17 protein-coding genes are annotated in these 25,591 nt (G+C 45.8%); 4 read left to right on the top strand and 13 right to left on the bottom strand.

Annotated elements, in window-relative coordinates; translation table 11 throughout:
- Positions 1-4 precede the first annotated feature (4 nt).
- The gene (gene putP, locus Nant_RS16395) at positions 5-1,501 is read left to right on the top strand and encodes a sodium/proline symporter PutP (RefSeq protein WP_054342723.1); all 1,497 of its coding nucleotides are present in this window, start codon (positions 5-7) and stop codon (positions 1,499-1,501) included.
- Positions 1,502-1,666: 165 nt separating this feature from the next.
- Here putP and Nant_RS16390 read toward each other — a convergent pair whose 3' ends face one another.
- The 10 genes from Nant_RS16390 to pilM form a co-directional block, all read right to left on the bottom strand.
- The gene (locus tag Nant_RS16390; RefSeq protein ID WP_054342722.1) at positions 1,667-3,097 is read right to left on the bottom strand and encodes an FAD-dependent oxidoreductase; all 1,431 of its coding nucleotides are present in this window, start codon (positions 3,095-3,097) and stop codon (positions 1,667-1,669) included.
- A gap of 64 nt (positions 3,098-3,161) precedes the next feature.
- On the bottom strand, positions 3,162-7,619 hold the full coding sequence (gene gltB / locus Nant_RS16385; RefSeq protein WP_054342721.1) for a glutamate synthase large subunit: 4,458 nt from the start codon (positions 7,617-7,619) through the stop codon (positions 3,162-3,164).
- Between the two features lie 216 nt (positions 7,620-7,835).
- Complete coding sequence (locus Nant_RS16380; RefSeq protein ID WP_054342720.1) at positions 7,836-9,443, bottom strand: AAA family ATPase; 1,608 nt, start codon at positions 9,441-9,443, stop codon at positions 7,836-7,838.
- A 25-nt stretch (positions 9,444-9,468) separates the two neighbouring features.
- Positions 9,469-10,536 carry a 3-dehydroquinate synthase gene (aroB, locus tag Nant_RS16375; protein WP_054342719.1) on the bottom strand — a complete coding sequence of 356 codons (1,068 nt, stop codon included), beginning with the start codon at positions 10,534-10,536 and terminating at the stop codon, positions 9,469-9,471.
- A 23-nt stretch (positions 10,537-10,559) separates the two neighbouring features.
- Positions 10,560-11,084, bottom strand: a complete 525-nt coding sequence (aroK, locus tag Nant_RS16370) for a shikimate kinase AroK (protein ID WP_076495898.1) — start codon at positions 11,082-11,084, stop codon at positions 10,560-10,562.
- Positions 11,085-11,100: 16 nt separating this feature from the next.
- Positions 11,101-13,182, bottom strand: coding sequence for a type IV pilus secretin PilQ (locus Nant_RS16365; RefSeq protein WP_076495897.1), 2,082 nt, complete (start codon positions 13,180-13,182; stop codon positions 11,101-11,103).
- Positions 13,183-13,197: 15 nt separating this feature from the next.
- Positions 13,198-13,707: a pilus assembly protein PilP gene (locus tag Nant_RS16360; protein ID WP_238377176.1), complete on the bottom strand. Its 510-nt coding sequence runs from the start codon at positions 13,705-13,707 to the stop codon at positions 13,198-13,200.
- Positions 13,708-13,747: 40 nt separating this feature from the next.
- Complete coding sequence (locus Nant_RS16355; protein WP_054342717.1) at positions 13,748-14,353, bottom strand: type IV pilus inner membrane component PilO; 606 nt, start codon at positions 14,351-14,353, stop codon at positions 13,748-13,750.
- On the bottom strand, positions 14,350-14,961 hold the full coding sequence (locus tag Nant_RS16350; RefSeq protein ID WP_054342716.1) for a PilN domain-containing protein: 612 nt from the start codon (positions 14,959-14,961) through the stop codon (positions 14,350-14,352). The genes Nant_RS16355 and Nant_RS16350 overlap by 4 nt, the downstream gene beginning before the upstream one ends.
- 9 nt (positions 14,962-14,970) lie before the next feature.
- Positions 14,971-16,032, bottom strand: a complete 1,062-nt coding sequence (pilM, locus tag Nant_RS16345; RefSeq protein ID WP_054342715.1) for a type IV pilus assembly protein PilM — start codon at positions 16,030-16,032, stop codon at positions 14,971-14,973.
- A 146-nt stretch (positions 16,033-16,178) separates the two neighbouring features.
- Here pilM and Nant_RS16340 point away from each other — a divergent pair, with 146 nt between their 5' ends.
- On the top strand, positions 16,179-18,548 hold the full coding sequence (locus Nant_RS16340) for a penicillin-binding protein 1A (RefSeq protein ID WP_054342714.1): 2,370 nt from the start codon (positions 16,179-16,181) through the stop codon (positions 18,546-18,548).
- A 76-nt stretch (positions 18,549-18,624) separates the two neighbouring features.
- Here Nant_RS16340 and Nant_RS16335 read toward each other — a convergent pair whose 3' ends face one another.
- The 3 genes from Nant_RS16335 to rpmE all read right to left on the bottom strand — a co-directional run bounded on the left by Nant_RS16335 (position 18,625) and on the right by rpmE (position 21,073).
- A complete protein-coding gene (locus Nant_RS16335; RefSeq protein WP_054342713.1) occupies positions 18,625-19,893 on the bottom strand; it encodes a malic enzyme-like NAD(P)-binding protein in 1,269 nt (422 codons plus the stop codon).
- 173 nt (positions 19,894-20,066) lie between these two features.
- Positions 20,067-20,819, bottom strand: coding sequence for a thermonuclease family protein (locus tag Nant_RS16330; RefSeq protein WP_162224952.1), 753 nt, complete (start codon positions 20,817-20,819; stop codon positions 20,067-20,069).
- Positions 20,820-20,848: 29 nt separating this feature from the next.
- Entirely contained in the window at positions 20,849-21,073 is a 225-nt protein-coding gene (rpmE, locus tag Nant_RS16325; RefSeq protein WP_054342711.1) for a 50S ribosomal protein L31, read from the bottom strand.
- Between the two features lie 208 nt (positions 21,074-21,281).
- On the opposite strand from rpmE, the gene Nant_RS16320 reads away from it, so the two are divergent.
- Both Nant_RS16320 and Nant_RS16315 read left to right on the top strand, forming a co-directional pair.
- On the top strand, positions 21,282-23,471 hold the full coding sequence (locus Nant_RS16320) for a primosomal protein N' (RefSeq protein ID WP_054342710.1): 2,190 nt from the start codon (positions 21,282-21,284) through the stop codon (positions 23,469-23,471).
- An 86-nt stretch (positions 23,472-23,557) separates the two neighbouring features.
- Positions 23,558-25,528, top strand: coding sequence for a methyl-accepting chemotaxis protein (locus tag Nant_RS16315; RefSeq protein ID WP_054342709.1), 1,971 nt, complete (start codon positions 23,558-23,560; stop codon positions 25,526-25,528).
- Positions 25,529-25,591: the final 63 nt, after the last annotated feature.

Here is a 25,591-nt window from a genome sequence, read left to right as displayed (position 1 = left end):
TTAAATGATTGCTAACACCGGTGCCATTATTGGCACCTTTACTATTTATCTGGCTTTAATGCTGGCCATTGGTGTGTATGCTTACCGGCGTACGGCTAACTCTTCTGATTACTTTTTGGGTGGTCGTTCCCTCGGTCCCTGGCCGGCGGCATTGTCTGCCGGTGCTTCGGATATGAGCGGCTGGTTATTGCTCGGCCTGCCTGGCTATGCATTTTCATCTGGCCTGGAAGCCATCTGGCTCGGCGGTGGCTTATTAATCGGCACCTGGTTAAATTGGCTATTCGTCGCTAAACGTCTGCGCACCTACACTATCGAAGCTAACGATTCGTTAACTATTCCAGAATTTTTCGCCAATAGATTTGAGGATAAATCCAACTATCTACGCGTCATCTCGGCCTTTTTTATCCTGCTTTTCTTCCTGTTCTACACCAGCTCAGGGCTTGTCGCCGGCGGTAAACTATTTGAAACCGTATTCGGCTTAGATTATACCGTGGCGGTCATTGTCGGCACCGTGTGTGTTGTTTCTTACACCATGTTCGGGGGTTTCCTGGCCGTATCATGGACAGACCTGGTGCAAGGTTTATTGATGGCAGCCGCACTTGTTATTGTTCCGATTATTGCCATACAGACAGAGGGTGGTTTTGGTAACCTACTCACTGCGCTTGAAGTTAAAAATCCAGAACTGCTTACTATCTGGAACGACAGTAAAGGTGAACCGTTGACCGCCATTGCTATTATTTCACTCGCCGCGTGGGGCTTAGGCTACTTTGGTCAGCCACATATCCTGGCGCGTTTTGCAGCGATTCGCAGCAATGCTGAAGTCAAGACGGCACGTCATATTGCGGTTATCTGGTCAGGTTTATCAATGGCTGGCGCGCTTCTGGTCGGACTTGCCGGCATCATTTATGTCGATAGCACACTAGCGGGCAACCTTGCTGATGGTGAAAAAATCTTCATGCTGCTGGTCAACGCCATGTTCCATCCGGTGATTGCCGGTATTCTATTAGCCGCTATTCTGGCCGCCATTATGAGTACGGCAGATTCACAGCTACTGGTCTCTTCCTCTGCACTGGCAGAAGACTTTTATAAACAGGTATTCCGTAAAGACGCGTCTCAGAAGCAAGTCGTGATGGTAGGCCGCATCGCGGTTGTTGGCCTGTCTCTTGTCGCGCTAATGTTAGCGCTGAACCCCGATAGTTCAGTATTAGGCCTGGTTTCTTATGCCTGGGCTGGATTTGGTGCCGCCTTTGGACCGACATTGGTTTTAAGCCTTTACTGGAAACGCATGAATCACTCTGGTGCACTGGCGGGCGTGATTATCGGTGGTATTACCGTGGTCGTATGGAAACAGATCAGCGGCGGTATCTTTGATATGTATGAGATAGTTCCGGGCATCATCTTTGCTACAGTCGCTATCGTCGCTGTCAGCCTGATGACAGCAGCGCCTGCGAAATCGATTCAGGAAAGTTTTGAACGTTACAAAAAGCAACTGGATGTTTAATAGGTAAGCCCTCTGCTCTCCTCATTTAAGTAACTACTTTAGTGAGGAGGGGTCGCTAATTCAGGACCCAGAACATAAAAAGGCCGCTGATATCAGCGGCCTTTTTATTTACTAATGCTTACATACAAATTCGTATTAACGTGCCTACGAATGTACTCGAAGCATTCAGACTTCCAGATAGTCGAGGATACCCTCAGCCGCCTGACGTCCTTCAAAAATAGCCGTCACAACCAAGTCAGAACCGCGTACCATATCACCACCGGCAAAGACTTTTGCGTTAGTTGTTTGGAAAGCATGGCGTCCCTGCGAAGGTTTTTCGTCCGCTTTAACCCGGCCATCTTCATGCAACTCAATACCGAAATCAGCAAACCAAGGTGCGGGGCTAGGACGGAAACCGAAAGCAACTAACACCACATCAGTATCCAGAACTTCTTCTGAACCCGGCACCACTTCTGCTCGGCGTCGGCCCCTCTCATCAGGTTCGCCCATCTGAGTAGTAACCACTTTAACCCCGATTACTTTGCCGTTTTCACCTACCACTTCAACAGGCTGACGGTTAAAGAAAAATTTAACGCCCTCTTCTTTGGCATTGACGACTTCGCCCTTAGAGCCCGGCATGTTGGCTTCATCACGACGATATGCACAAGTAACGCGCTTAGCGTCCTGACGAATAGAAGTACGGTTGCAGTCCATCGCCGTGTCGCCACCGCCCAGAACTACTACCTTTTTGCCTTTCAGGTTAATGTAATCAGCCGGATCTTTTTCAAAACCCAGACAATGATTTACATTAGAGATCAAGAATGGCAATGCGTCATAAACACCGTCCAGGTCTTCACCTGGAAAACCACCTTTCATATAGGTATACGTACCCATACCAAGAAATACAGCGTCGTATTCATCAACCAAAGACTGCATCGATACGTCTTTGCCTATTTCAGTGTTGAGACGGAATTCAACACCCATCTCTTCAAAAACACGGCGCCGGTTTACCATCACTTCTTTTTCCAGCTTAAATTCTGGAATACCGAAAGTGAGCAAACCACCGATTTCCGGATAACGGTCAAACACCACAGGCGTCACACCATTACGCACCAGAATATCAGCCGCACCCAAACCCGCCGGGCCTGCGCCAATCACTGCCACTCGCTTACCTGTCTGTGGCGTATTAGACATATCAGGCTTCCAGCCCATCGCAAAGGCGGTATCCGTAATATATTTTTCTACCGAGCCAATAGTCACCGCACCAAAACCATCATTCAGTGTACACGCGCCTTCACACAAACGATCCTGTGGACAAACGCGTCCACACACTTCTGGCAGCGTGTTGGTCTGATGGCTCAGCTCTGCCGCTTTAATAATATTTCCTTCTGCCACTAACTGTAGCCAGTCGGGAATATGATTGTGCACCGGGCACTTCCACGAACAGTAAGGATTACCGCAATCCAGACAACGATGTGACTGCTCTGCTGCTTCTGTTGCTACAAAGGGTTCGTAAATTTCTGCATATTGCTTTTTACGAACCGAGGCTTTAATTTTCTTCGGCCCCTCACGGGATACGTCGAGGAACTGGAAATCGTTGTTAAGACGTTCAGTCATGGTCCCCACCTCGTTAAAGCGCCTGATAACAGGCGCATGTTAAACTTTATCGCTACGAAACCTGTTATTCAGGGCGCCTACGAACACTATTCAGCAAATCAGTAATGCCTGCCGCTTTTGGCTTAACCATCCAGAAACGACCAATATAATCATCAAAATTATCGACAATTTCCTGACCCCAGGCACTGCCTGTTTCATTGGTAAACTCAATGATGACTGAGCGTAAATGGTTTTTATAGGCTTCCATATGTTCAGTATGAACACGATGAATCTCAACCAATTCGTGGTTGTACTTATCCACAAAGGTATTACTCATATCCAACACATAAGCAAAACCACCGGTCATCCCTGCACCGAAGTTGTAACCGGTTGCACCCAGAATAGTCACCAGACCGCCTGTCATATATTCGCAACAGTGATCACCGGCACCTTCAACGACAGCGTGACAACCAGAGTTACGCACTGCAAAACGCTCACCCGCACGGCCTGCCGCAAACAGCTTACCGCCGGTTGCACCGTACAAACAGGTATTCCCCATGATCGCGGTTTCATTCGATTTGAACGTCGCAGCACTAAACGGTTTGATCACAATCTTACCACCCGCCATGCCTTTACCGACGTAGTCGTTGGCATCACCTTCCAGGATAAGATCCTGACCACCGGCATTCCACACACCAAATGACTGACCAGCATGACCTTTAAAGTGGAACGTGAGCTGCTGACCACACATACCCAGATTACCATGCTGCTTCGCAATGACACCCGAAGTACGGGCACCCACAGAGCGATCACAGTTTGTAATCGTCAGTTGCCACTCGCCACCGGTTTTCTTTTCGATGCTGTGCAATGATAACTCAAGCATTTGCGTATTTAACGCGCCTTTATCATAAGGTTCATTGCGCGGCTGCTGACACGTCTGCGGATATTCAGCAGGTACACCGCCATCACTGATAATCGGGCTTAAGTCCAGATTACGCTGTTTAGGCGTATGTCCTTCGATAGCTTCCAGCAGGTCTACACGCCCCACCAGCTCCTCCAGCGTACGAACACCCATCTGAGCCATCCATTGACGCGTTTCCTCAGCCACGAAGCGGAAGAAGTTTTTGACCATTTCAACCGTACCACGGAAGTAATCTTCACGTAGTTGTTCATTTTGTGTCGCCACACCGGTTGCACAGTTATTCAAATGACAGATACGCAGGTATTTACAGCCTAAAGCCACCATTGGCATGGTACCAAAACCGAAGCTCTCAGCACCTAACATTGCCGCTTTAACAACATCCAGACCTGTTTTCAGCCCACCGTCTGTTTGCAGGCGGATTTTGCCACGCAGATGGTTACCACGTAACGATTGATGCGCATCGGATAGACCTAATTCCCAAGGGGAACCGGCATGGTGAATCGAGGTGATCGGCGATGCCGCTGTACCGCCATCGTATCCTGAGATAGTAATCAAGTCAGCGTATGCTTTAGCCACACCACAGGCAATGGTACCCACGCCTGGACGTGAAACCAGCTTTACCGAGACCAGAGCTTCAGGGTTAATTTGTTTTAAATCGAAAATCAGCTGTGCCAAATCTTCAATCGAGTAAATATCATGATGAGGCGGCGGTGAAATCAGTGTTACACCCGGCACCGAGTAACGTAAGCGAGCAATCAGCTCATTTACTTTACCACCCGGCAACTGTCCACCTTCACCGGGTTTAGCGCCCTGAGCAACCTTGATCTGCAAAACATCTGCACTCATCAGGTACTCTGGTGTTACACCAAATCGACCTGATGCAATCTGTTTGATTTTTGAGCGTTTCATGGTGCCATGACGGGCAGGATCTTCTCCACCTTCACCCGAGTTAGAACGACCACCCAACTCATTCATGGCAACCGCTAATGATTCATGGGCTTCTGGTGACAGAGCACCCAGTGACATGGCTGCAGAATCAAACCGTTTTAGAATGGCTTCTATCGGTTCTACCTGATCAAGCGATATTGGCTTCACATCTTTTTTTAACGCCAGCATATCACGCAGGGTTGCCACACCACGGTTGTTTACCAAGTCAGCATATAACTGATATTTAGCAGGATCACCACTTTCTACCGCTTCATGAATAGTCCGCACTACATCAGGATTATAAGCGTGATATTCGCCACCAGGCATATATTTTAACAAGCCGCCCTGCTGAATAGGCTTACGTGCCGTCCAGGCTTCTTTTGCCAACAGTGATTGTTCATATTCAAAGTCTTCAAAACGTGCGCCTTCAATACGGCTACTCACGCCTTTAAAACATTGACTTACAATCTCAGAGCTCAGACCAATGGCTTCAAACAGTTGCGCACCCCGGTACGATGCTATGGTAGAAATCCCCATTTTTGAGAGGATTTTCATCAGGCCTTTATTGATACCTTTACGATAGTTTTCATGGCTGTCTAGTGGCTCTAAAAGAATTTCACCTGATGCGCATAGGTCCTTAAGCACCCGGTACGCAAGGAACGGGTAAACCGCTGTTGCACCAAAGCCAAACAGAACTGCAAAATGATGCGGATCTCTGACAGTAGCTGTCTCAACAACAATATTGGCATCACAACGTAATCCCGTATCTACCAGACGATGATGCACAGCCCCTGTCGCCATAGACGCATGAATAGGTAACTTACCCTGCTCGATCTTAGCATCGGACAGAATCAGAATAACCTTACCATTACGTACGGCCTGTTCAGCCTGTTCAGTGACTGAAATCAGCGCTTCTTTGAGGTTCATCTGAGCCGGATCATAATTCAGATCTATCGTTATCACCTCAAAGCCGGACACTTTATTGTCACGCAGGCGACGAAATTTTGAGGCAGATAATACCGGCGATGTCAGAATGACGCGTCGGGCATGTTCCGGCCCTTCTTCAAAAATATTCTGCTCAGCACCAATACAGGTTTCCAGTGACATCACGATCGCTTCACGCAAAGGGTCTATCGGCGGATTAGTAACCTGGGCAAACTGCTGACGGAAATAATCATAGGGAGAACGGACACGACTGGACAAAACAGCCATTGGCTTATCGTCACCCATAGAACCTACGGCTTCCATACCAGACTCACCGAGTGGACGGATAACATGATCACGTTCTTCAAAAGTCACCTGGAACATTTTCATGTACCTTTTGACTTCTTCAGGCGGCATATCACGGAAAGACCGAGACTCTTCACTCAGGTTCATCGTCTGCTCAAGACGCAGCGCATTTTCCCTTAGCCATTTTTTGTAAGGTTGTGCTTTTTTCAGACGGTTATCAATATCAGCCGTGTGCAGGACTTCACCCGTTACTGTATCGATTGCAAAAATCTGCCCCGGTCCTACCTGCCCCTGAGAGATGATATCTTCTGGTTTATAATCAAACACACCAATTTCAGACGCTGTACAAATATAGCCCTGCTTCGTAATTACCCAACGTGAAGGACGCAAACCGTTACGGTCAAGCATACATACAGCAAATCGACCATCCGTCATTACCATACCTGCCGGACCGTCCCACGGCTCCATGTGCATAGAGTTATATTCGTAGAAAGCACGCAACTCCGTATCCATCGTATCCACGTTCTGCCAGGCTGGCGGGATAATCATGCGAACAGCTCGATAGATATCCACCCCACCGACCATGAGGAACTCCAACATGTTATCCATGCTGGAAGAGTCAGAACCGGTAGTATTTACAATCGGTTGCAATGCCTCAAGATCGGGCAACAAGTCCGTCGAAAATTTACGCGAACGAGCACGCGCCCAGTTACGATTACCTTCAATGGTATTAATTTCACCATTATGAGCAAGGAAACGGAACGGTTGCGCCAGAGGCCAACGCGGTGCTGTATTCGTAGAAAATCGTTGGTGATAAGTACAGACAGCTGTTTCCAAACGCTCATCTGCGAGATCTTTATAAAAGACCGGCAAATCAACAGGCATTGTCAGGCCTTTATAGGAAAGAACCTTATCTGACAAACTACAGATATAGAAATCACCATCAGCAGACAATGTAATCTCAGCTTTGCGGCGTGCAATAAACAGACTGATACCAAAATCACGTTCGGTTTTACCCGCAGATTCTATAAACACCTGTTCAATTCGTGGCAATGTATCTTTAGCAATAGGCCCCAGACAGCTCTCATCTGTTGGCACAACGCGCCATCCTTTTACGACAAGACCTTGGTCATCTAACTCTTTATTTAACGCAGCACGGGACAATTCAGCCAATGCGGAATCTTGGGATAGAAACACCATGCCGATGGCATACTGCTCTCCCAACACAATATTGAGTTCACTTTTAGCGACTGCACGCATAAAACCATCAGGCTTTTGCATTAACAAACCGCAACCATCACCGGTTTTTCCATCGGCAGCGATACCGCCACGATGGGTCATGCAGGCGAGGGCACCCATTGCCTTTTGCAAAAGGTCATGACTGGCTATACCTTCTAGCTGCGCCATCAAACCAAAGCCACAGTTATCCTTAAACTCACCGGGGCGATACAGACCTGTGCTCATAGTCATTCTCACTTAAAAAAGTTCTTTAAAAAAACAAAGGCTTAACAATATACCTTTTCGACTGAACATTTTCTTGGCAGGCAAAAAGGGAGAACATTCTACACACAGACACCTTCCGGGACAAATATTAAGCCGATTACCCTTTGCCCAGGCACAAAAAAAACGGCAAAAAGCCGTTTTTTTAACACTATTTACTGTTTTTATATGAAGAAAAACCTATTTCTTCTTGATGTCCTGCTGTACACCACCAATGCTCCGTGCCCAGGGTTTAAGTTTTTTCAAATCCGGAGGCAAGGAATTTATCGCTCGGTTTGCAGCAGCCCGATTGGCATATTGCCCGTAAACAACAACATGCCAAGGCCCGTTCTTATACAGCGTATTGAAGTAATAGAGTTTATCCCTGCTACTTAAAGACGTCATAAACCTAACAATACTTTCCTCGGAACGAGCGCCCAGCACTTGTAATGTATAGCCAGAAGAAGGCCAGGTTAACAACTGATCCTCTTTAAGCCATTGACTCGCGTCTGGCTGCGATCCTGTGGTTACTTTGGCCGAGGCAGTTTTAACGGGGGCTGCTTTAACAGGAGCCGCTTTAACAGGTGCTACAACAACCTGTTTCGGCGGAGCTACAATTTCAGGCTGCGTAACAGCCTTAATCTCGGCTTTATCAGCAACTACTCTCTTGGGCTCAGGAACAACATCAGGTTCTACTTTATTGAATGCCACTACGTCCTCTTCAACTATGACCGGAGTAGCGTCATTTATCAGCGCAGGTGATTCAATTACTTCTTCTTTAGTTTCTGCAGATAAAACAGGCATCGCAAGCACGACACGATCAACATCCGGCTGATTTTCTACTGATGCACGCCCTTCCAACACAGACTCTTTGCGCAACACCTGCTCCTGATCAGCCAACAGCTTAGACAACGCACTCTGCATCTCATTAATTGACTCTGAGCGGCTATCTGATTCTACAGTAGGGTCGACACTCACATTAAGAGGGACAGATACGCGCCCATCTACAACTTGCGGCTCAACCAACGTATTATCATCTTGCAGGACCTTCCACAATGAAACAGAAAGCACACCTAAAAGCACCAAACTAATCCCTACAATATGAGGTATTGGTAACGGTAATATCGATGCTCTGGCAACCACACGACCCGAACGATACAGTTCAGAGGCTGCTGATGTTAACCGCCCAGGATATCCGCCAGAGACACTATAAATACTTCTCAACTCTTGCTTATTAAGATCCTGCTGTGCCGAAAATCTAAGCGACAAAAACTCTTTTGCCTCATCTTCCGTAAAAGGGTTCAGCCGTTCAAGATGCAACCGCCCTTCCAATAGCTCATATAGACTCAGGGAGGTTAAACGACTCACCAGCGAATCTTCGCCGCATAATACAATTTTTGGCTTGCCGGTCCCTGACACCAGCAATCCAGCCAATAACTCGACGGCCTCGTCATTCAGCCACTCGGCATTATCGATAACAATCAATAAGTGCTGACCCACGTCGTGCAAAGCCCGGCTCTGGTTATGCAAAATAGTTAACGGATCCAGTCCATCTGCATACTCATCTGACACTAATTTTGCGCATTGGCGAGCAAGCTGAAGGGCATCTGTTTCGCCTTCTAGCGTCACTATTATCTGATGAATATCCGGCGTTCGGGCAACTAATGCTAATCTTTGTGTAACTGAGCTTTTACCACTACCTTCAGGGCCGGCAATAACAATCAGAAAATCAGAATACCTTAGCAAATGGGCCATTTTATCGGCCAGTTGCATACGACTGGGCGGCTCGAAGTAGAATTGTTGACTCATTGATTCCATCCACTCAATGCCCGGATCAGGCGTTTAACACATCCATCAGTTTATCTTTAGAATAATCAGCCGTCACTACCCCCTCCCCTAATGCCGTTAAAAGAACTAAACGTAATTGGCCGTTCAGTACTTTTTTATCGACCAGCATTAGATCCATAAAGTCCGCCGCTGTCATATTAGCAGGAGGAACCACCGGCAACTTTGCTTTTTCAAAAAGCTGGCGTGCTCGCTGCATATCATCAACAGGCAACCATCCCATTTTCGATGATAGCGCCAACGCCATCATGCTCCCGGCGGCAACGGCCTCACCATGCAACCAATTACCGTAGCCCTGGTGTGTTTCTATTGCATGCCCAAAAGTATGCCCTAGATTCAGCCAGGCACGAATCCCTCCTTCTTTTTCGTCCTGAGCAACAATTTCTGCCTTTATCTCACACGAACGATAAACAGCGCGCATGAGAGTATCCGCATCACGTGCGACCAATAATTCAATATTTTCTTCAAGCCAACAGAAAAAAGAGTAATCATAAATCAAACCATATTTAATCACTTCAGCAAGACCTGCTGAGAACTCACAATCAGGCAAGGTAGCAAACACAGAAATATCCGCGACCACCAATTGAGGCTGATAAAAAGCCCCTATCATATTTTTGCCTAAAGAGTGATTAACACCTGTTTTACCACCGACAGAGGAATCGACCTGCGACAATAAGGTGGTAGGGACTTGAATAAAATCAACACCGCGCTGATAACTAGCTGCTGCAAAGCCTGTCATATCACCTACAACACCACCACCCAGAGCAATCAGTGTTGTCGTACGGTTGTGTTTACACTTAAGTAACTCATCAAAAATTAAATTAAGGTGATTCAAATCTTTGTAAGATTCACCATCAGGCAACACAGTGACATCCACTGTATATCCTGACAAGTTGCTTAGAAAAGAATCCAGATATAAAGGCGCTATAGTTTCATTAGTTACCACCATAACCTGATTTCCTTTTATAAAAGGTTTAATCAGCTCGGCGGATATAATATTTTGACCAATATAAATAGGGTACGAACGTTCACCAAGATCAACCATTAAGGATTGCAAGACACCAGCTCCGATTTACTAGGTTAGTCGCCAGCGATAATACCCTGACGAACTAGTTGTTTAACGATATCTGACACGACACCACGGGGATGCCTACGGTCTGTTTTCACTATCAAGTCTGATGTTAATCGATAAAGCGGATCGCGGATTTCCATCAACCTCTCAAGCACTTCTTGAGGATTATCTGCCCGCAACAGCGGCCTGTTCTTGTCTTTGGAGGTCCGTTCCAGCTGTTGCTCGATAGATGTATCCAAATAAACCACGAACCCCCGGCTCTGTAAACAAGCACGATTGGCTGCCCGTAGCACTGCACCGCCGCCGGTAGCCAATACTTGATTATTGCTCTGTGTCAGATCATCTACGACCATTTCTTCACGATCACGGAACCCGATTTCCCCTTCGACATCGAAGATCCAGGGTATGTTTGCCCCTGCACGCTCTTCTATCTCGCGATCAACATCAACAAATTCAAGAGCAAGCTCTTGAGAAAGCATACGCCCTATAGTGCTTTTTCCAGCACCCATAGGACCAATAAGAAATATATTCAAACGGACCTAACTCCGACTACTTTGCGGATAAAGACTCTCTGATTAATTTAGGTGTTATGAAAATCAGCAGCTCCACTTTTTTATCATTTACTCTGGTTTGACGAAACAGTGCTCCTATGCCCGGCAAATCACCGAAAAAGGGAGTTTTATCAACGTCATCAGACACTTCGTTACTATAAACTCCACCCAGCACAATAGTTTCGCCATCTTTGACAACAACAGAAGTTTCAAGCTCATTATTATTAATAATAATCTCACCATTTGTTGCCACCCCACCTATCGAGTCCTGAGTGATTTTCAGATCGAGCGTTATACGGTCACCGGGATTAAGCTGAGGCGTCACATCCAAACTCAGAACGACATCCTTGAACTCAATTTTAACCTCACCATCTTCAACCGTCTGGTAAGGGATCTGTTGTCCTGATTGAATCCGCGCGGCTTTGCCGTTAGTAGTGATAATTTTAGGCTGAGAGATGATCTCAGCTTTACCTTCACTTTGCAGCGCAGAAAGCTCCGAAGAGATTAAAAAATCACTTGTCGCATAACCTATGCGGATTGCAGAGTTCCCAGCCACACCCAAATCAACATTCAGCGGACTTACTCCGCTCGCAAGCAAATTAGTACCGGTAGCACCGGCTCCACCTATAGTGAATTTATTTCCTTCACGACCAAACCCCCATGTTATACCCAGTTCACGGCTAAAGTCGGTAGAAGCCGTCACCAAACGCGCCTCCACCATTATCTGCGCGACCTCTGTGTCAAACTTGCGCAGCGTCCTGCGTATCTCTTCCAACTGCGTCGCCGTTTCCCGCACCATCAGTACATTTGTCTGGTCATCAGCGACTATAAAGCCTCGTTCTGAAACTAATTTTGCTTCATATATGCGGGATTTCATTTCAGAAGCTTTACGATAATCAACCTGAATATAATCAGTTTTAAGCGGCGATAACTCCTCCACCTGCTTCTGGCTTTCCAACTCAATACGCTCACGTTCTGCTATATCTTCAGCGGGCGCAATCAGCAACACGTTGCCTACCTGACGCTTATCCAAACCGCGCGTTTTCATTACAATATCAAGCGCCTGGTCCCAAGGAACATGCTTTAATCGTAATGTGATTTCACCGCCTACAGCATCATCCACAACCAAATTTAACTGTGCGACTTCGGCCAGTATCTGCAACACCGAACGAACACTCACGTTTTGGAAGTTAAGGTCTATTTTCTCACCACTGTAAGGAAAATCATTTTTTTGGGCCTCTTCTTTTTCTGCCCGCGTTAACGGTTTGAAATCCAGAATCAGTTTATTTCCCGTCTGATAAGCCATGTAATCGTAAGGTTCAGCACCTGGCTTGATAAGTACTGTAGTATTTCGTCCGCTGGCCATCGCATCAATAAACATAACAGGTGTCGCAAAGTCCTGAACATTTACCCGTTGCTGTAATGCTGCTGATAATGTTGCCCCTGAAAAATTAACAGCAACATTATTACCTTCTTCTTGAATATCCAATCCAGCCTGATCATCGGAAAGCGTAATAACGACACGCCCAACACCACCATCAACACGTTCAAAATCAATACCCTGCACACGCGTTTTATCATTATGCGCGTCGAGCAATGATCTTTTTTCAGACATTTTCTTTAGAGTACCCGTCGCCGCTACAGAATTTTGTTTTTCACCAAAGACGACAAACAAACTGTTACCTTCAGTAAAAGTACGATAGCTCGTCATTTCATGCAGGTTTGTGACGATACGTAAGCGTCCACTTCCCTGAGCAAAACTAAGCGACTCCACAACACCCGATTTAACATCGACAGATTTTGTTCCAAGTTCATTGTTCACACCCCAGAAATCCAGTACCAGCCGGGGAGGACTATCGATCGTATAAGCTTTAGGTACCGGAGGGGCTGAATCGAAGTCTAATTTCACCTCAATTTTATTACCTGGCAACGCAACAAAAGAAGATTTCTGTAAGGCAACCTCTTGTGCTGAAACACGTTGAGATAGCGTACCCAACAGCATGAGCAAAAGAATCGTTATTATGGCGCTGTTGAAGAGCCCCGCGCTATGGGGTTGAAGATAAGCATTATTATAATTCATGTTTCTATCCTTCGCTCATTTCTGCTCGGCTAACTCAATAGTTCTAGGGCGCTTCATCCATCCACCCCGTCCATTCGATATAATTTCTACCACGTCGAGTTGTTGATCAGAAACAGCTACTACCCGACCAAAATCCAGTCCTAAATAATCTCCTACTTTTACGCGATGTATTTCGTGATTATCATCAAGCAGCAGTGCCCAAAAAAAGTCTTCATCGGCTTTCCCAATCGTTCCTACCATTAATAGCTGATCGAATGAAAACTGCTCCAGATAGCTCCGCGGCCTGTCTTGATCAGGCTGTAAACTATTATTATCCTGCTCAAAATTCGCTACTGTCGAAACAACGCGAACCAATGGCTCGAAGGGGTCTCTTAGGCTTGCCCCTTGATAAACAAAACTGTTATAAGATTTGAACGTTGGCAGCGGCTCAATTTTCCCTTTAGGTTTCGCCTGCACATCCGAGACAAATTTAGACAAGTCAGCCGTATCTTCAACCCAGATACACCCTGACACTAAACTAACCATTATTCCTACAACTGCCGCTTGCAGGCATCTGGAGGAACGCTTATTTAGTATCATCATAACGATAAGTTTTAGCACTGATAACCATCTCCAGCATGTCATCATCAGTAGGTTTCAGCGTGTAGTCATGCAGTGTCACGATACGTTTTATCGCGGCTACGCCACTTACAAACTGCCCCATTTGATGATATGTCCCTTTAACTTCTATATTAATAGGTAGTTCAATATAGAACTTCTCTTTACGCTCACCCGCTAATTTAATAACTTGTATTTGCAAGCCCGCCGCCCTACCAATATCACTGATATCCTCAAGCAGACCAGGTACCTCCTTGTCAGTCGGAAGCTGCCCCAGTAACTCCGAAAACGTCCCTTCAACATCTTCCATCTGTTTTCGTAGCGTAGCCAAATTGGCAACCTGAAATGATTTACTTTCAAACTCCTGCTTGTACTGAACTTCCTTCTGAACTTCCCGCTCAAGCTGGGTATGCTGCTCACTGATATAAAAATGGATACCCGCGTAAACGACAACGGACATGACTATGATATAAACAACAATTTTAATACCAATAGGCCAATTGCCTGCTGCATTCAAGTCCAGGTTATTAGGATCAAAGCCCTGAAATGCATTTTTAAATGTCTGACTGCTCATTTTGCATCCTCATCTTCAGGCTTAGCCAAAATAACAGAGAGATCAAATTCCCTGAGGTCGGATGAATCAACCGCACTACCCTTTGAGCGAGCTTGACCTAACGTCGCTACTTTTGAAAGGTTGGCTTCACCAAACCAGATAGAACTGTCTAAACGCCTCATCAACTCTGAAACATCCTTATTTTGAAGCGCTAACCCTTGAATCTTCATTGCATCCTGACTTTGCGCACCACCGAAACCCGCTTCTTTTCTCTGAAGAGAATTATAGTAAACACCGTCAGGCAAAACCCTTACCAGCTCATCAAAATTACGAACGGTGATCGGCCTATTACCCTGCAACTGCTGAATAGCGTTAAGTCGCTCAAGAAGACGCTCTCTTTGATGTTTAAGATCTTTAATCTCTTTAATTTTTTTATCAAGTTTACTGATGTTGTTTTGTAGAAAGCCATTACGGAGATTCTGACGATCCATTTGCACATCATAATAATAGCTCATCATCAACACCAACGCAGCCGCACATAGGGCTGAAGCAATCAGGCTTGATACGAATGCTTTCTGCCTGGCAGCGGTTCGTTCTTCTCGCCATGGTCGTAAGTTAATCTTTGCCATCACTTTTCCCTATTGATCGAACGATCTCAGCGCCAGCCCACAGGCTTTTACCAACGCAGGTGCATCTTTTACTAATCTTTCTTTGTTTACTTTCACGCCGATAGTCATTTGTGTAAATGGATTGGCAATACTGACCGGAATACCCAATTCATCACTGAGAATACCAACCAAGCCATCAATCGAAGAAGCACCGCCGCAGAGATAGATTTTTGTCAATTGATGCTGAACACCCGATGAATAAAAAAACTGTAATGCACGCGAAACTTGCTGGGATATCGTAAGACGAAAAGGCTGTACTACCGCTTCCTGTATTTCATCGCTAATCTCACCCAGCCTTAACGACTGTTCTACTTCATCAATAGCCATTCCATACTGATGATGGATATTAGTTGTAAGATCGTTACCACCAAATGACTGTTCACGATTATAGATGATTTTATGATCCCGAATAACATTCAAGGTCAGCGTTGCTGCACCGATGTCCACAATGGCGACCATATCATCATTTTTAAGGTCCTCATTCACCAACATAGGGAAGACACGTTCAACGGCATAGGTATCCACATCAACCACTGCGCATTTCAGGCCTGTCGCATTGATAGCATCCTCACGCTGATCGACATCATCGCGCCGACACGCAACTAACAATAGCTCATTCAAATCAGGATGAGATCGAGACTCACCTATAATTTCAAAATCAAGCGCAACTTCATCAAGAGGATAAGGAATAAACTGATCAGCTTCGACTTTAACCTGATCTTCTAATTCAATTTCAGAGAAAGCCCGGCTCAACTCCATCCGCTTGATAATCACAGCAGAAGAAGGAACAGCAGCGATAGCGCTCCCTTGTTTAATACCGCAGATTTTCGTACCGCGCGCTATAGCATCGGCAACCGATTGAACTTCCTGAATACTACCATCAATAACCGCCGTCGGAGGCAACGAAACAACCGCATAAGCATCAAGTCCAATTAAACCACCACGCTTGGACAAGACGACCAGCTTCACGAACGACGAACCTATGTCTATACCGACCCAGTTGGCCGTTTTCTTCCCGAAAAAGCTGACCACTTAAATATCCCTTTAACTATATAAATTTTCTTCTACCTAATAACTGTAGCTATAAATCTCAAAAAATTAAACTCTAATTCAGCTATAGAGGGTATATTAACGACTATATAATGTGTTTTTTCCAATAAATACTATTTAAGGTCAGCATGCGCGTACTAAAATCCATTTTCCGCTTCGTTCTTATTCTTTCACTCATCGGGCTATTAGTAGGCGTAGGGGCAACTGTAGGCTTATATCAATACTTTGCACCTCAATTGCCTGATGTTGAAACGCTCCGCGATATTAAATTCCAGACTCCTCTAACAGTTCTATCGGCCGATGGAAAATTAATTGCAGAGTTCGGCGAAAAAAAACGCACGCCAATTATATACAATCAAATCCCTGAACAGTTTGTTCAAGCGCTTCAGGCAGCAGAAGACAGCCGCTTTTTTGAGCATTTCGGCATTGATTTAATTGGCCTGTCCCGAGCTGTTTTTCAGTTAGTGTCTACAGGAAGAATCCAAAGCGGCGGCTCAACTATTACCATGCAGGTTGCCAAAAACTTCTTCCTTTCAAGAGAGCGCACATTCGAACGAAAATTCAGTGAAATACTACTGGCAATTCAAATCGAACAATCTTTGTCCAAAGAAGAAATTTTCGAGCTTTACGCGAATAAAATTTACTTAGGCCACCGTTCCTATGGAATTCAGGCGGCAGCTAATGTGTATTACGGGAAAAACATTGATGAACTTTCTTTAGCTCAGTTAGCAATGATTGCAGGCCTGCCTAAAGCACCATCAACCTTCAATCCCATAACAAATCCAGAGCGCGCTACCGAGCGCAGAGACTGGATTTTAGGGCGTATGCACAGCTTATCCTTTATCAATGAACAAGAACTACAAACAGCACTTATGGCACCCGTCACTGCCAGCTATCATACTACTGAAATAGAGCTTTACGCCCCCTATATAGCCGAAATGGTCAGAAGCGAGTTATATGCCCAGCACGGCGAAGATCTTTATACAGATGGATTCACGGTTTACACGACGCTAGACAGCAAAATGCAAAGCGCGGCTAACAATGCGGTACGTGATGGGCTTATAAATTATGTAAAACGCCACGGCTACCGAGGTCCGGAAAAGCAACACACGATCCAAGACCTGTCGCATGATGCAATAACAGCCCTACTGCAAAATGAATCCACATTCGCAAAACTGGAACCCGCTATTATTCTTGAAGTTAATAAAGATAGCGCTACAGCCCAGCGCAAAAATGGTGAAATTATAACTCTTCCCTGGGAAGGACTAAGCTGGGCAAAACCTTTTAAAACCGTAAATTATTCAGGCCCTATGCCTAAAAAAGCAGACGACGCAGTTCAGACCGGCGATTTAGTGCGCATTTTCAATACAGGCGAGTACTGGGAACTGAGTCAGATACCGCGCGTTCAGGGAACGCTGATTTCAATGACACCTCAAACGGGCGCTATTCGCTCTCTTGTAGGTGGTTTTAGCTTTACATATAACAAGTTTAACCGTGCCATACAGGCCCATCGCCAACCGGGCTCTAACCTTAAACCTTTCATCTATGCGGCGGCAATGGAAAACGGCTTCACCCCAGCGTCTATTATTAACGACGCCCCCATTGTACTGCAAGATAAAGGTCTCGACGGCAACTGGCGCCCTGAGAATTCCAGCAACGAGTTTTCAGGCCCTACCCGCCTGCGTGTTGGGCTTTATAAATCGCGCAACCTGGTTTCAATTCGTCTGCTACGCTCTCTTGGCATCGACAAGGGAATCGAATATTTATCACGTTTTGGATTCGATCCTGAAAAATTACCGGCAAATTTATCACTCGCACTCGGCAGCGCCGATGTCACTCCTATGGAATTAATAACAGGCTATGCAGGCCTTGCCAATGGAGGATATAAGATCTCACCTTACTTCATTGAACGTATTAACAATCAATCCGGCGAAACAATTTTTACATCGAATACAGCAAAAGTCTGTTCAGATTGCAGCGCAAACAGCGAAGAAGAGCCAGGCTTGAAAACTAATATTGCGCCTCGCATTATGGACGAGCGCACTAACTTTTTATTGTATAGCATCATGCAGGATGTGATTCGTCGGGGAACAGGAACTCGCGCTAACGTGTTAAACAGAAGCGATCTTGCAGGAAAGACAGGTACGACCAATGAACAAAAAGACGCGTGGTTCACAGGGTTCAATAACAAACTCGTTACAACCACGTGGGTTGGATATGATCAACCATTACCCATGGGGCGGTCAGAATACGGCGGTTCAGCTGCACTCCCCATCTGGATAGACTTTATGAAAGTCGCTCTCGCAGACACACCGGAATCTCCGCTTCCACAGCCTGCAGGCATAGTGCAGGTTCGTATTGATCCCAACACCGGCTTGCGTGCTAGTCCACAGCAAAGCAATGCTATTTTCGAATACTTTAAAGCGGAAGAAATCCCCCGGCAAGGCATGGGCGGAAACTCATCTAATCATGGCCAGTCCACTGAAGAAATTTTCTGATTTACTGAAATCCAGCCAATAAACAAACAATAAAAAACCCGGCAAGCCGGGTTTTTTTGACGCTATTTAGTAGACATTATTTATACAAATCAGCCAGTGTTGTCAGCGGATAATGAGCCGGCAAAGGTAAACGAGCCACGCCAGTATCAATTGCAGCCTGAGCTACCGCCATAGACAAAGCACCGAACAAACGCGCGTCCGTTGGCTTGGGAATAATATATTCAGGACCAAACGCCAGAGATTCTAAACCGTATGCATCCAAGACATCCTGCGGAACAGGTTCTTTAGCCAGCTTGATAAGCGCACGTACCGCCGCTTCTTTCATCTCTTCATTAATGGCAGACGCACGTACATCCAAAGCTCCACGGAAAATGAACGGGAAACCTAATACATTGTTCACCTGGTTAGGATAGTCAGAACGACCTGTCGCCATGATTACATCGTTACGTGCGGCATGAGCAACTGCCGGCGAAATTTCAGGATCTGGATTTGCACAGGCAAATACTACCGGTGTAGCGGCCATTTTTTTCAGCTGTTCAGCAGACAGTAGATTAGGACCCGACAGACCGACGAATACATCAGCACCATCAATCGCATCATCTAAAGTACGCTTATCAGTTTCAGTAGCAAAAATTGCCTTCTCTGGTGTCAGATCTTCACGACCTGAATGAATCACACCTTTACGGTCAATCATGTAGATATTTTCTACTTTAGCGCCCATATTAATCAACAGCTTCATGCAAGCAGAAGCGGCAGCACCGGCACCTAAGGTGACAATGTGAGCTTCTTCGAGCTTTTTACCTGCAATTTCCAACGCACTAATCATACCTGCAGCAGTAACAATAGCAGTACCGTGCTGATCATCATGAAAGACAGGAATATTACAACGCTCGATCAAAGTACGCTCGATTTCAAAACATTCTGGCGCTTTGATATCTTCAAGATTGATACCACCAAACGTCTCTGCAATACGTGCGACAGTATCGATAAACGCCTGCGGGCTTTCTGCATCCACTTCGATATCAACAGAATCTATGCCTGCAAATTTCTTAAACAGCAGTGCCTTACCTTCCATCACCGGCTTAGAAGCCAATGGACCTAAATTACCTAAACCGAGAATCGCAGTACCGTTTGTAATTACTGCCACTAAGTTACCTTTAGCGGTATAGCGATATGCATTATCAGGGTCACGCGCTATTTCACGAACAGGCTCCGCAACACCCGGACTATAAGCCAAAGCAAGATCATGGGCCGTTGCTGCTGCTGTCGTAATTTCAACACTGATTTTGCCAGGGCGAGGAAATTCATGGTAATCAAGTGCCGCTTGTTTCAGATCTTCAGACATGATTGCTGTTCCAATTTTTATAACAAAAGACGGACCATGAATCATATAGAAAAGACATTAAAGGGACAACCACCCCCCAACTAAGGAACAATCATTCAAACATAAGCTTGATAGCGATCAAGCAGTGTCCACAATACTTGTTCAATACACATATAATTCAAAGCACATATAATTCAAAGCACATCGATATTAGCGGAATGGTTTAAATACAATGAAAAATCAGCAGAAAAACCATCACGCGTGAATTTTTTAGCATGCACCCACCCTCTAACTCTAATCTTTTTACCCATCAGTTCCGACATACGCGGGGCCTTACGTAACATCACCACTAAGTGATTATTCAGCACCAGAGCATCCGACGTTTTAAAATGGTACTGATGCGTGATTTCACCCTCAACAACCAGAAAACCTGAATGCTTCCTGGTTATATTTTTTGCCAGAACAATCGAATCAAATGACCATACACCAACACCCGCTAACCGGGCTTTTTGCTCTGCTGCGAAGTAACATTTCTGCTTTTCAAGATTTGGCGCGATAGCAATCGCATACCCCAATCCCTTCTTCAGTAAATCAACACCCGGTCCTTTACCCTTAGCATCAACAAGATAACCCAGCACTCTGCCGTAACTATCATGAGTTTCCTGCTCAATCTGCAGAAAAACACCACCCTGCCTGACATTAAGCCAATGCTCCAAAAATGATTTCGCATCCTTAGCAATAGCGCGGGACCACCCAACCCCCGCTTTTAATTCGGGAGTATTAAGACCCGCCAAACGAACCTTGCGACGATCAGACAGCTGCACCGTATCACCGTCATAAACATAGCGAATCGCTATTTTTTCTTTTTTAAGCCCGGAAACGCAGTTATCGGATGCAAGCACGGGCAGCATGACAGGTGAAATAACAGACACAAAAAAGGCACTCATAAAGAGTGCCTTTTGTAATAACTGTTTGATCATTCAGCGGTCTTTTTAGCACCGATAGAACCGAAACGCTTGTTGAAGCGATCGATACGGCCACCGGAAGTCGCGTCTTTCTGCTTACCAGTATAGAAAGGGTGACACTGGCTGCATACGTCCACGTGCATATCAGTGCACAGTGTTGAACTAGTCTTCATTTCGTTACCGCATGAACAAGTAACAGTAATGTCTTCATACTTCGGATGGATGTCCGCTTTCATAGTAAACCTCAAAAATTGTTTCTGCACCGCGACCTGATCATCGTGTCAGGCACCGTACAAATATAAATATACCGATACGCGACCGGCCTATAATGACAGGCGGCAAATTATACGGACAGATAGTATCAGCCGCAAGCATATATACCATTTAAACTGACAAGAAAAGCCCTTACACTAAACAAACCAGAATTCAGCAAAGCGTAAATTCATGATTGTTCTTCGTGTGGCCATTCCTTCTCCTCTTCGACGTCACTTTGATTACTTACCCCCGCTCGATGCAGCGCCTGACAGCTTTCATCCCGGTTGCCGTGTAAAAGTACCTTTCGGTAAACGCGAGCTCATTGGTTTACTGCTGGAGGTCACTTCAGAAACCGACGTTCCTTTGAGTAAATTAAAGCCCGTTATAGAGATTCTGGACACCACACCATTACAGCCACAATATATTCGCGATCTGGCACTCTGGGCTGCTGACTATTATCAGCACCCTATTGGCGATGCACTGCTTCAATCACTGCCTGTTTACCTGAGAAAAGGAGGTGAATGCGTTGCCTCACACACTTACCTCTGGAAAACATTACCTGATACGACGCTTCTTGATATATCTGGCAGAGCTCATCAACAGCAGGCACTCTATCAACTTATTGATGATCATCCCCAAGGCATTAGCCAGGAAGCGATAAAGGCCGAAGGCGGCCAAACATCGTTATTAGCCACCCTAGAAACCAAGCAGCTCATCCAACGTATTCAACAAAAACACATCCTGCCCGACGCATCCCACTTACTCAAAGAGGCCCCCTTACCACTAAACCCTGAGCAGCAAGTTGCTTTAAACCAGATAATTCAAGGTCAGGATTACCGCACATTCTTACTTGATGGCATTACCGGTTCGGGCAAAACTGAAGTCTATCTACAAGCAATACATCATGTGCTGAAAATGGGCTTACAGGCGCTCATTCTGGTGCCTGAAATTGGCTTAACCCCACAAACCGTTCAGCGCTTCAGGCATCGATTTCGGGTGCCCGTAGCCGTATTACACTCAAGCCTTACCGACAAACAACGCTTCGATGCCTGGATGCAGGCAAGCCAGGGTGAAGCTCCTATCGTCATTGGCACCCGCTCGGCTATATTCACACCCTTAAAATCACCCGGCATTATCATCATCGACGAGGAACACGATAGCTCATTCAAACAACAGGATGGATTTCGATATTCCGCACGCGATTTATCAATTGTCAGAGCGCACGCAGAACAAATACCTATCATTTTAGGCAGTGCCACACCCTCGCTTGAATCGCTGCATAACTGCGCCCTTAACAGATACCAACACCTGACACTGCGAAAGCGCGCAGGCAATGCCTCAGCACCCGATTTTCAGCTGCTCGACATTAAAAAACTGCCCCTTAATAACGGCATCTCCGCACCGCTTATTAACCAGATAAAACAGCATTTAAAGCAAGGTACACAAGTACTGGTTTTTATCAATCGCAGAGGTTTTGCACCGAGTTTAATTTGCCATGACTGTGGCTGGTTAGCAGAATGTCGGCGTTGCGATGCAAGAATGACACTCCATCAGAAACCGGCACATCTGCACTGCCACCACTGTGATAGCCAGCGTCCAATCCCCAGGCACTGCGACCAGTGTGGAAGCCAGTCATTAAAACCCGTGGGAGCGGGAACTGAAAGAACCGAGCAAACACTTAACGAACTATTCCCGAAAACGCCTATATTGCGAGTAGATCGTGATAGCACGTCTCGCAAAGGCGCGATGGCGAAAATCATGGATCAAGTTCATCAAGGCGATCCCTGCATTCTGGTAGGCACACAAATGCTGGCCAAAGGCCACCACTTCCCCAAAGTAACCCTAGTGGCCATTCTGGATGCCGATGCCGGGCTTTTCAGTACAGATTTCAGGGGAATGGAAAGAACGGCTCAAATGATTATCCAGGTGGCGGGTCGTGCCGGAAGAGCAGATCATCCCGGCACCGTGGTGCTGCAAACCCATCATGCTGAGCACCCACTGCTTTCACTGCTAGCAACAAAAGGGTACGAAGTGTTCGCCAAGGAAGAGCTTAAGCGACGCCATTCATTCCAGCTCCCACCTTATCAACATATTGCTATATTGCGCGCAGAAGCCGCGTATACAGGACGCGCAGAAGGCTTCCTTCAATCAATCAGAGATCACCAATATACTGTTTTTCCACAGATACAGTGGTCAGGCCCATTTCCATCACCGATGGAAAAACGTGCAGGCTTCTTCCGATCGCAACTGCTCCTCTCAAGCCATTCCCGCCCATTATTGCAAAATGCATTAAGTAGTCTATGTTTAAGTATCGAACAACATCCAATGGCCAACAAAATACGCTGGACCATTGATGTGGATCCATATGATCTTTATTAATAATTATATTAATGTTCGTAGCGACCATGCCGATATGGCGTTTATACCGACACTAAAGCCTTAACAATTAAGAAGTAAATAAACAGATGAATATATCAAATAAAATAATAATGGGTTTTAGTGTACTGGCCATTACAATCTTGATTGTGGGTGCGGGTGGCATTTTCGGAATAGGTGGAATCAACAAACAGCTACATATTATTTCAGATGAGTCCGTGCCTCAACTGACAGGAAGCTATCAACAAACGCTGGCACTTAATCAGGCAAATCAATCGCTGCTGAAGTTTCTGAATAGCAGGCCGGAAAATTTCCAAACCCACCTTAATGCTTTTGATTTGCACTTTGCTGATTTTACCCAGGCGCTGGATCAACTTAAAAGCCAACAAATCGAGGGGAGTCCCCTTTTTGTTGCTCTAAGCGAGTCAGGAGCAGCCGCTAACTATTATTTAAAAGCGGCTAAAGAAGTCCAGACCATCCATGGCGAACGCACGCTACTCACCCGCAAAGTCATCACCGAAACGCAGATGTTTCAGGCACAGATTGATTCCATGTCAAATTGGGGACAACGATACCTGACAACCGGCCCAAATGAAGAGGCGCTCGACAGCATCCGCACACTCTTAAGAACGGTTAACAAAGTAAAAACCACCGTTCGGATTTACCAGAAGACTCTTGATATAGAGAAATTAAAAAAATCTTTAATTGGTTTAAGAGCAAAAGTGATAGAAAATTTCAATAGTTTTAAAAAGGCAGATAAAGAAGCCGCGCGCATCGAAGGCATTGTCGAAGGTTTAAAAAGCTCTCTTGAAGAAAATATTGGTTTATTAGGCGCCTACATCAAACAGGACAACATCCGAAAACTAATCAACAGCAAGCTTAAAGATGCTGATACACAGCTTGCTCACGCTGAAACAGCACTCGAAAAAGTACTCGAAACCGCACTAAACAATACAGATCAAGCAAGAACACAAGCAAACCTCACTATAAAAACCAGTCAGATAATTATCTACAGCCTCAGTGCCGCCGGCTTAATTATGGCTTTGTTCGTGGGGTGGGTCATATTGAACACCATTCGTCAGCCACTAAATAGCATGCGTGAGCAACTTGCCGCCGTCGGTCAGGGCGACCTGACCATTCGCTTTAACGACCAACGTCCTGATGAGTTTGGAGAACTTGCCGTCAGTCTGAATACCGTGGTGACGGGCCTGCAAGAAATTCTGCAACAAATGATCACGAACTCTAAACAGCTTTCACAAATGGCCGAAGATAATGCCAAGACAAGCCAGGAAACCACGTCAGCAATGACAGACCAAAGCGAACAATTAGAACTCACCTCCGCGGCCGCGACTGAGATGGAAAACACCGTAGCAGAAGTCTCTCATCATGCGAACTCAACGCTGTCCGCCGTTCAACATTGTGAAGAGCTTAGCTTAGATGTAGATCAGAAAATGGAACTGACACGTACCAGCATTACCTCACAGGCAGTTACTATCGAACAAGCCGTACATGCATCGACAGAATTAGAGCAAGACAGCAAAAAAATTGACACTATTCTTATCACAATCAACACCATTGCAGAACAAACCAACCTACTGGCACTCAACGCCGCCATTGAGGCTGCTCGGGCTGGTGATCAAGGACGAGGGTTCGCGGTAGTGGCTGATGAAGTACGACAACTCGCCAGCCGCACCCAAAACTCTACTGAAGAAATTCAGGCGATGGTGGGCAGCATGCAGATGCGTATCCGTAGCGTAGCGACAGGCATGCGAAACAGCCACAATCAGGCGGGAGAGTGTGTCGACTATGCTCAATCTTCAAGTGAGGCACTCAATGCAATGCAAGAATCGATACAAACCATTCGTAATATGAATACCCAGATTGCAGAAGCAGCCTCACAACAAAACACTGCTGTCCAAGAGGTTAGCCGCACATTGGTTAGCATTCATCACTCAGCTACAGAAACAGCACTGGGTGCAAATATGGCCGCAGAGAGCAGTGCAACCTTGCTAAAAATCGTAGAAATTAATCGAGGGTTGATACGCCGCTTCACAATCTAAAGATAAAACTGCAAATCTTCTGCTGACAAGGGGTTAACATCCCCTCGTCAACAGAGGATAATT

This window comes from Neptunomonas antarctica (assembly GCF_001305295.1).
Taxonomy (GTDB): domain Bacteria; phylum Pseudomonadota; class Gammaproteobacteria; order Pseudomonadales; family Balneatricaceae; genus Neptunomonas; species Neptunomonas antarctica.
The sequence above is the reverse complement of the archived record's forward strand: the minus strand, read 5'-3'. Positions and strand labels throughout refer to the sequence as shown.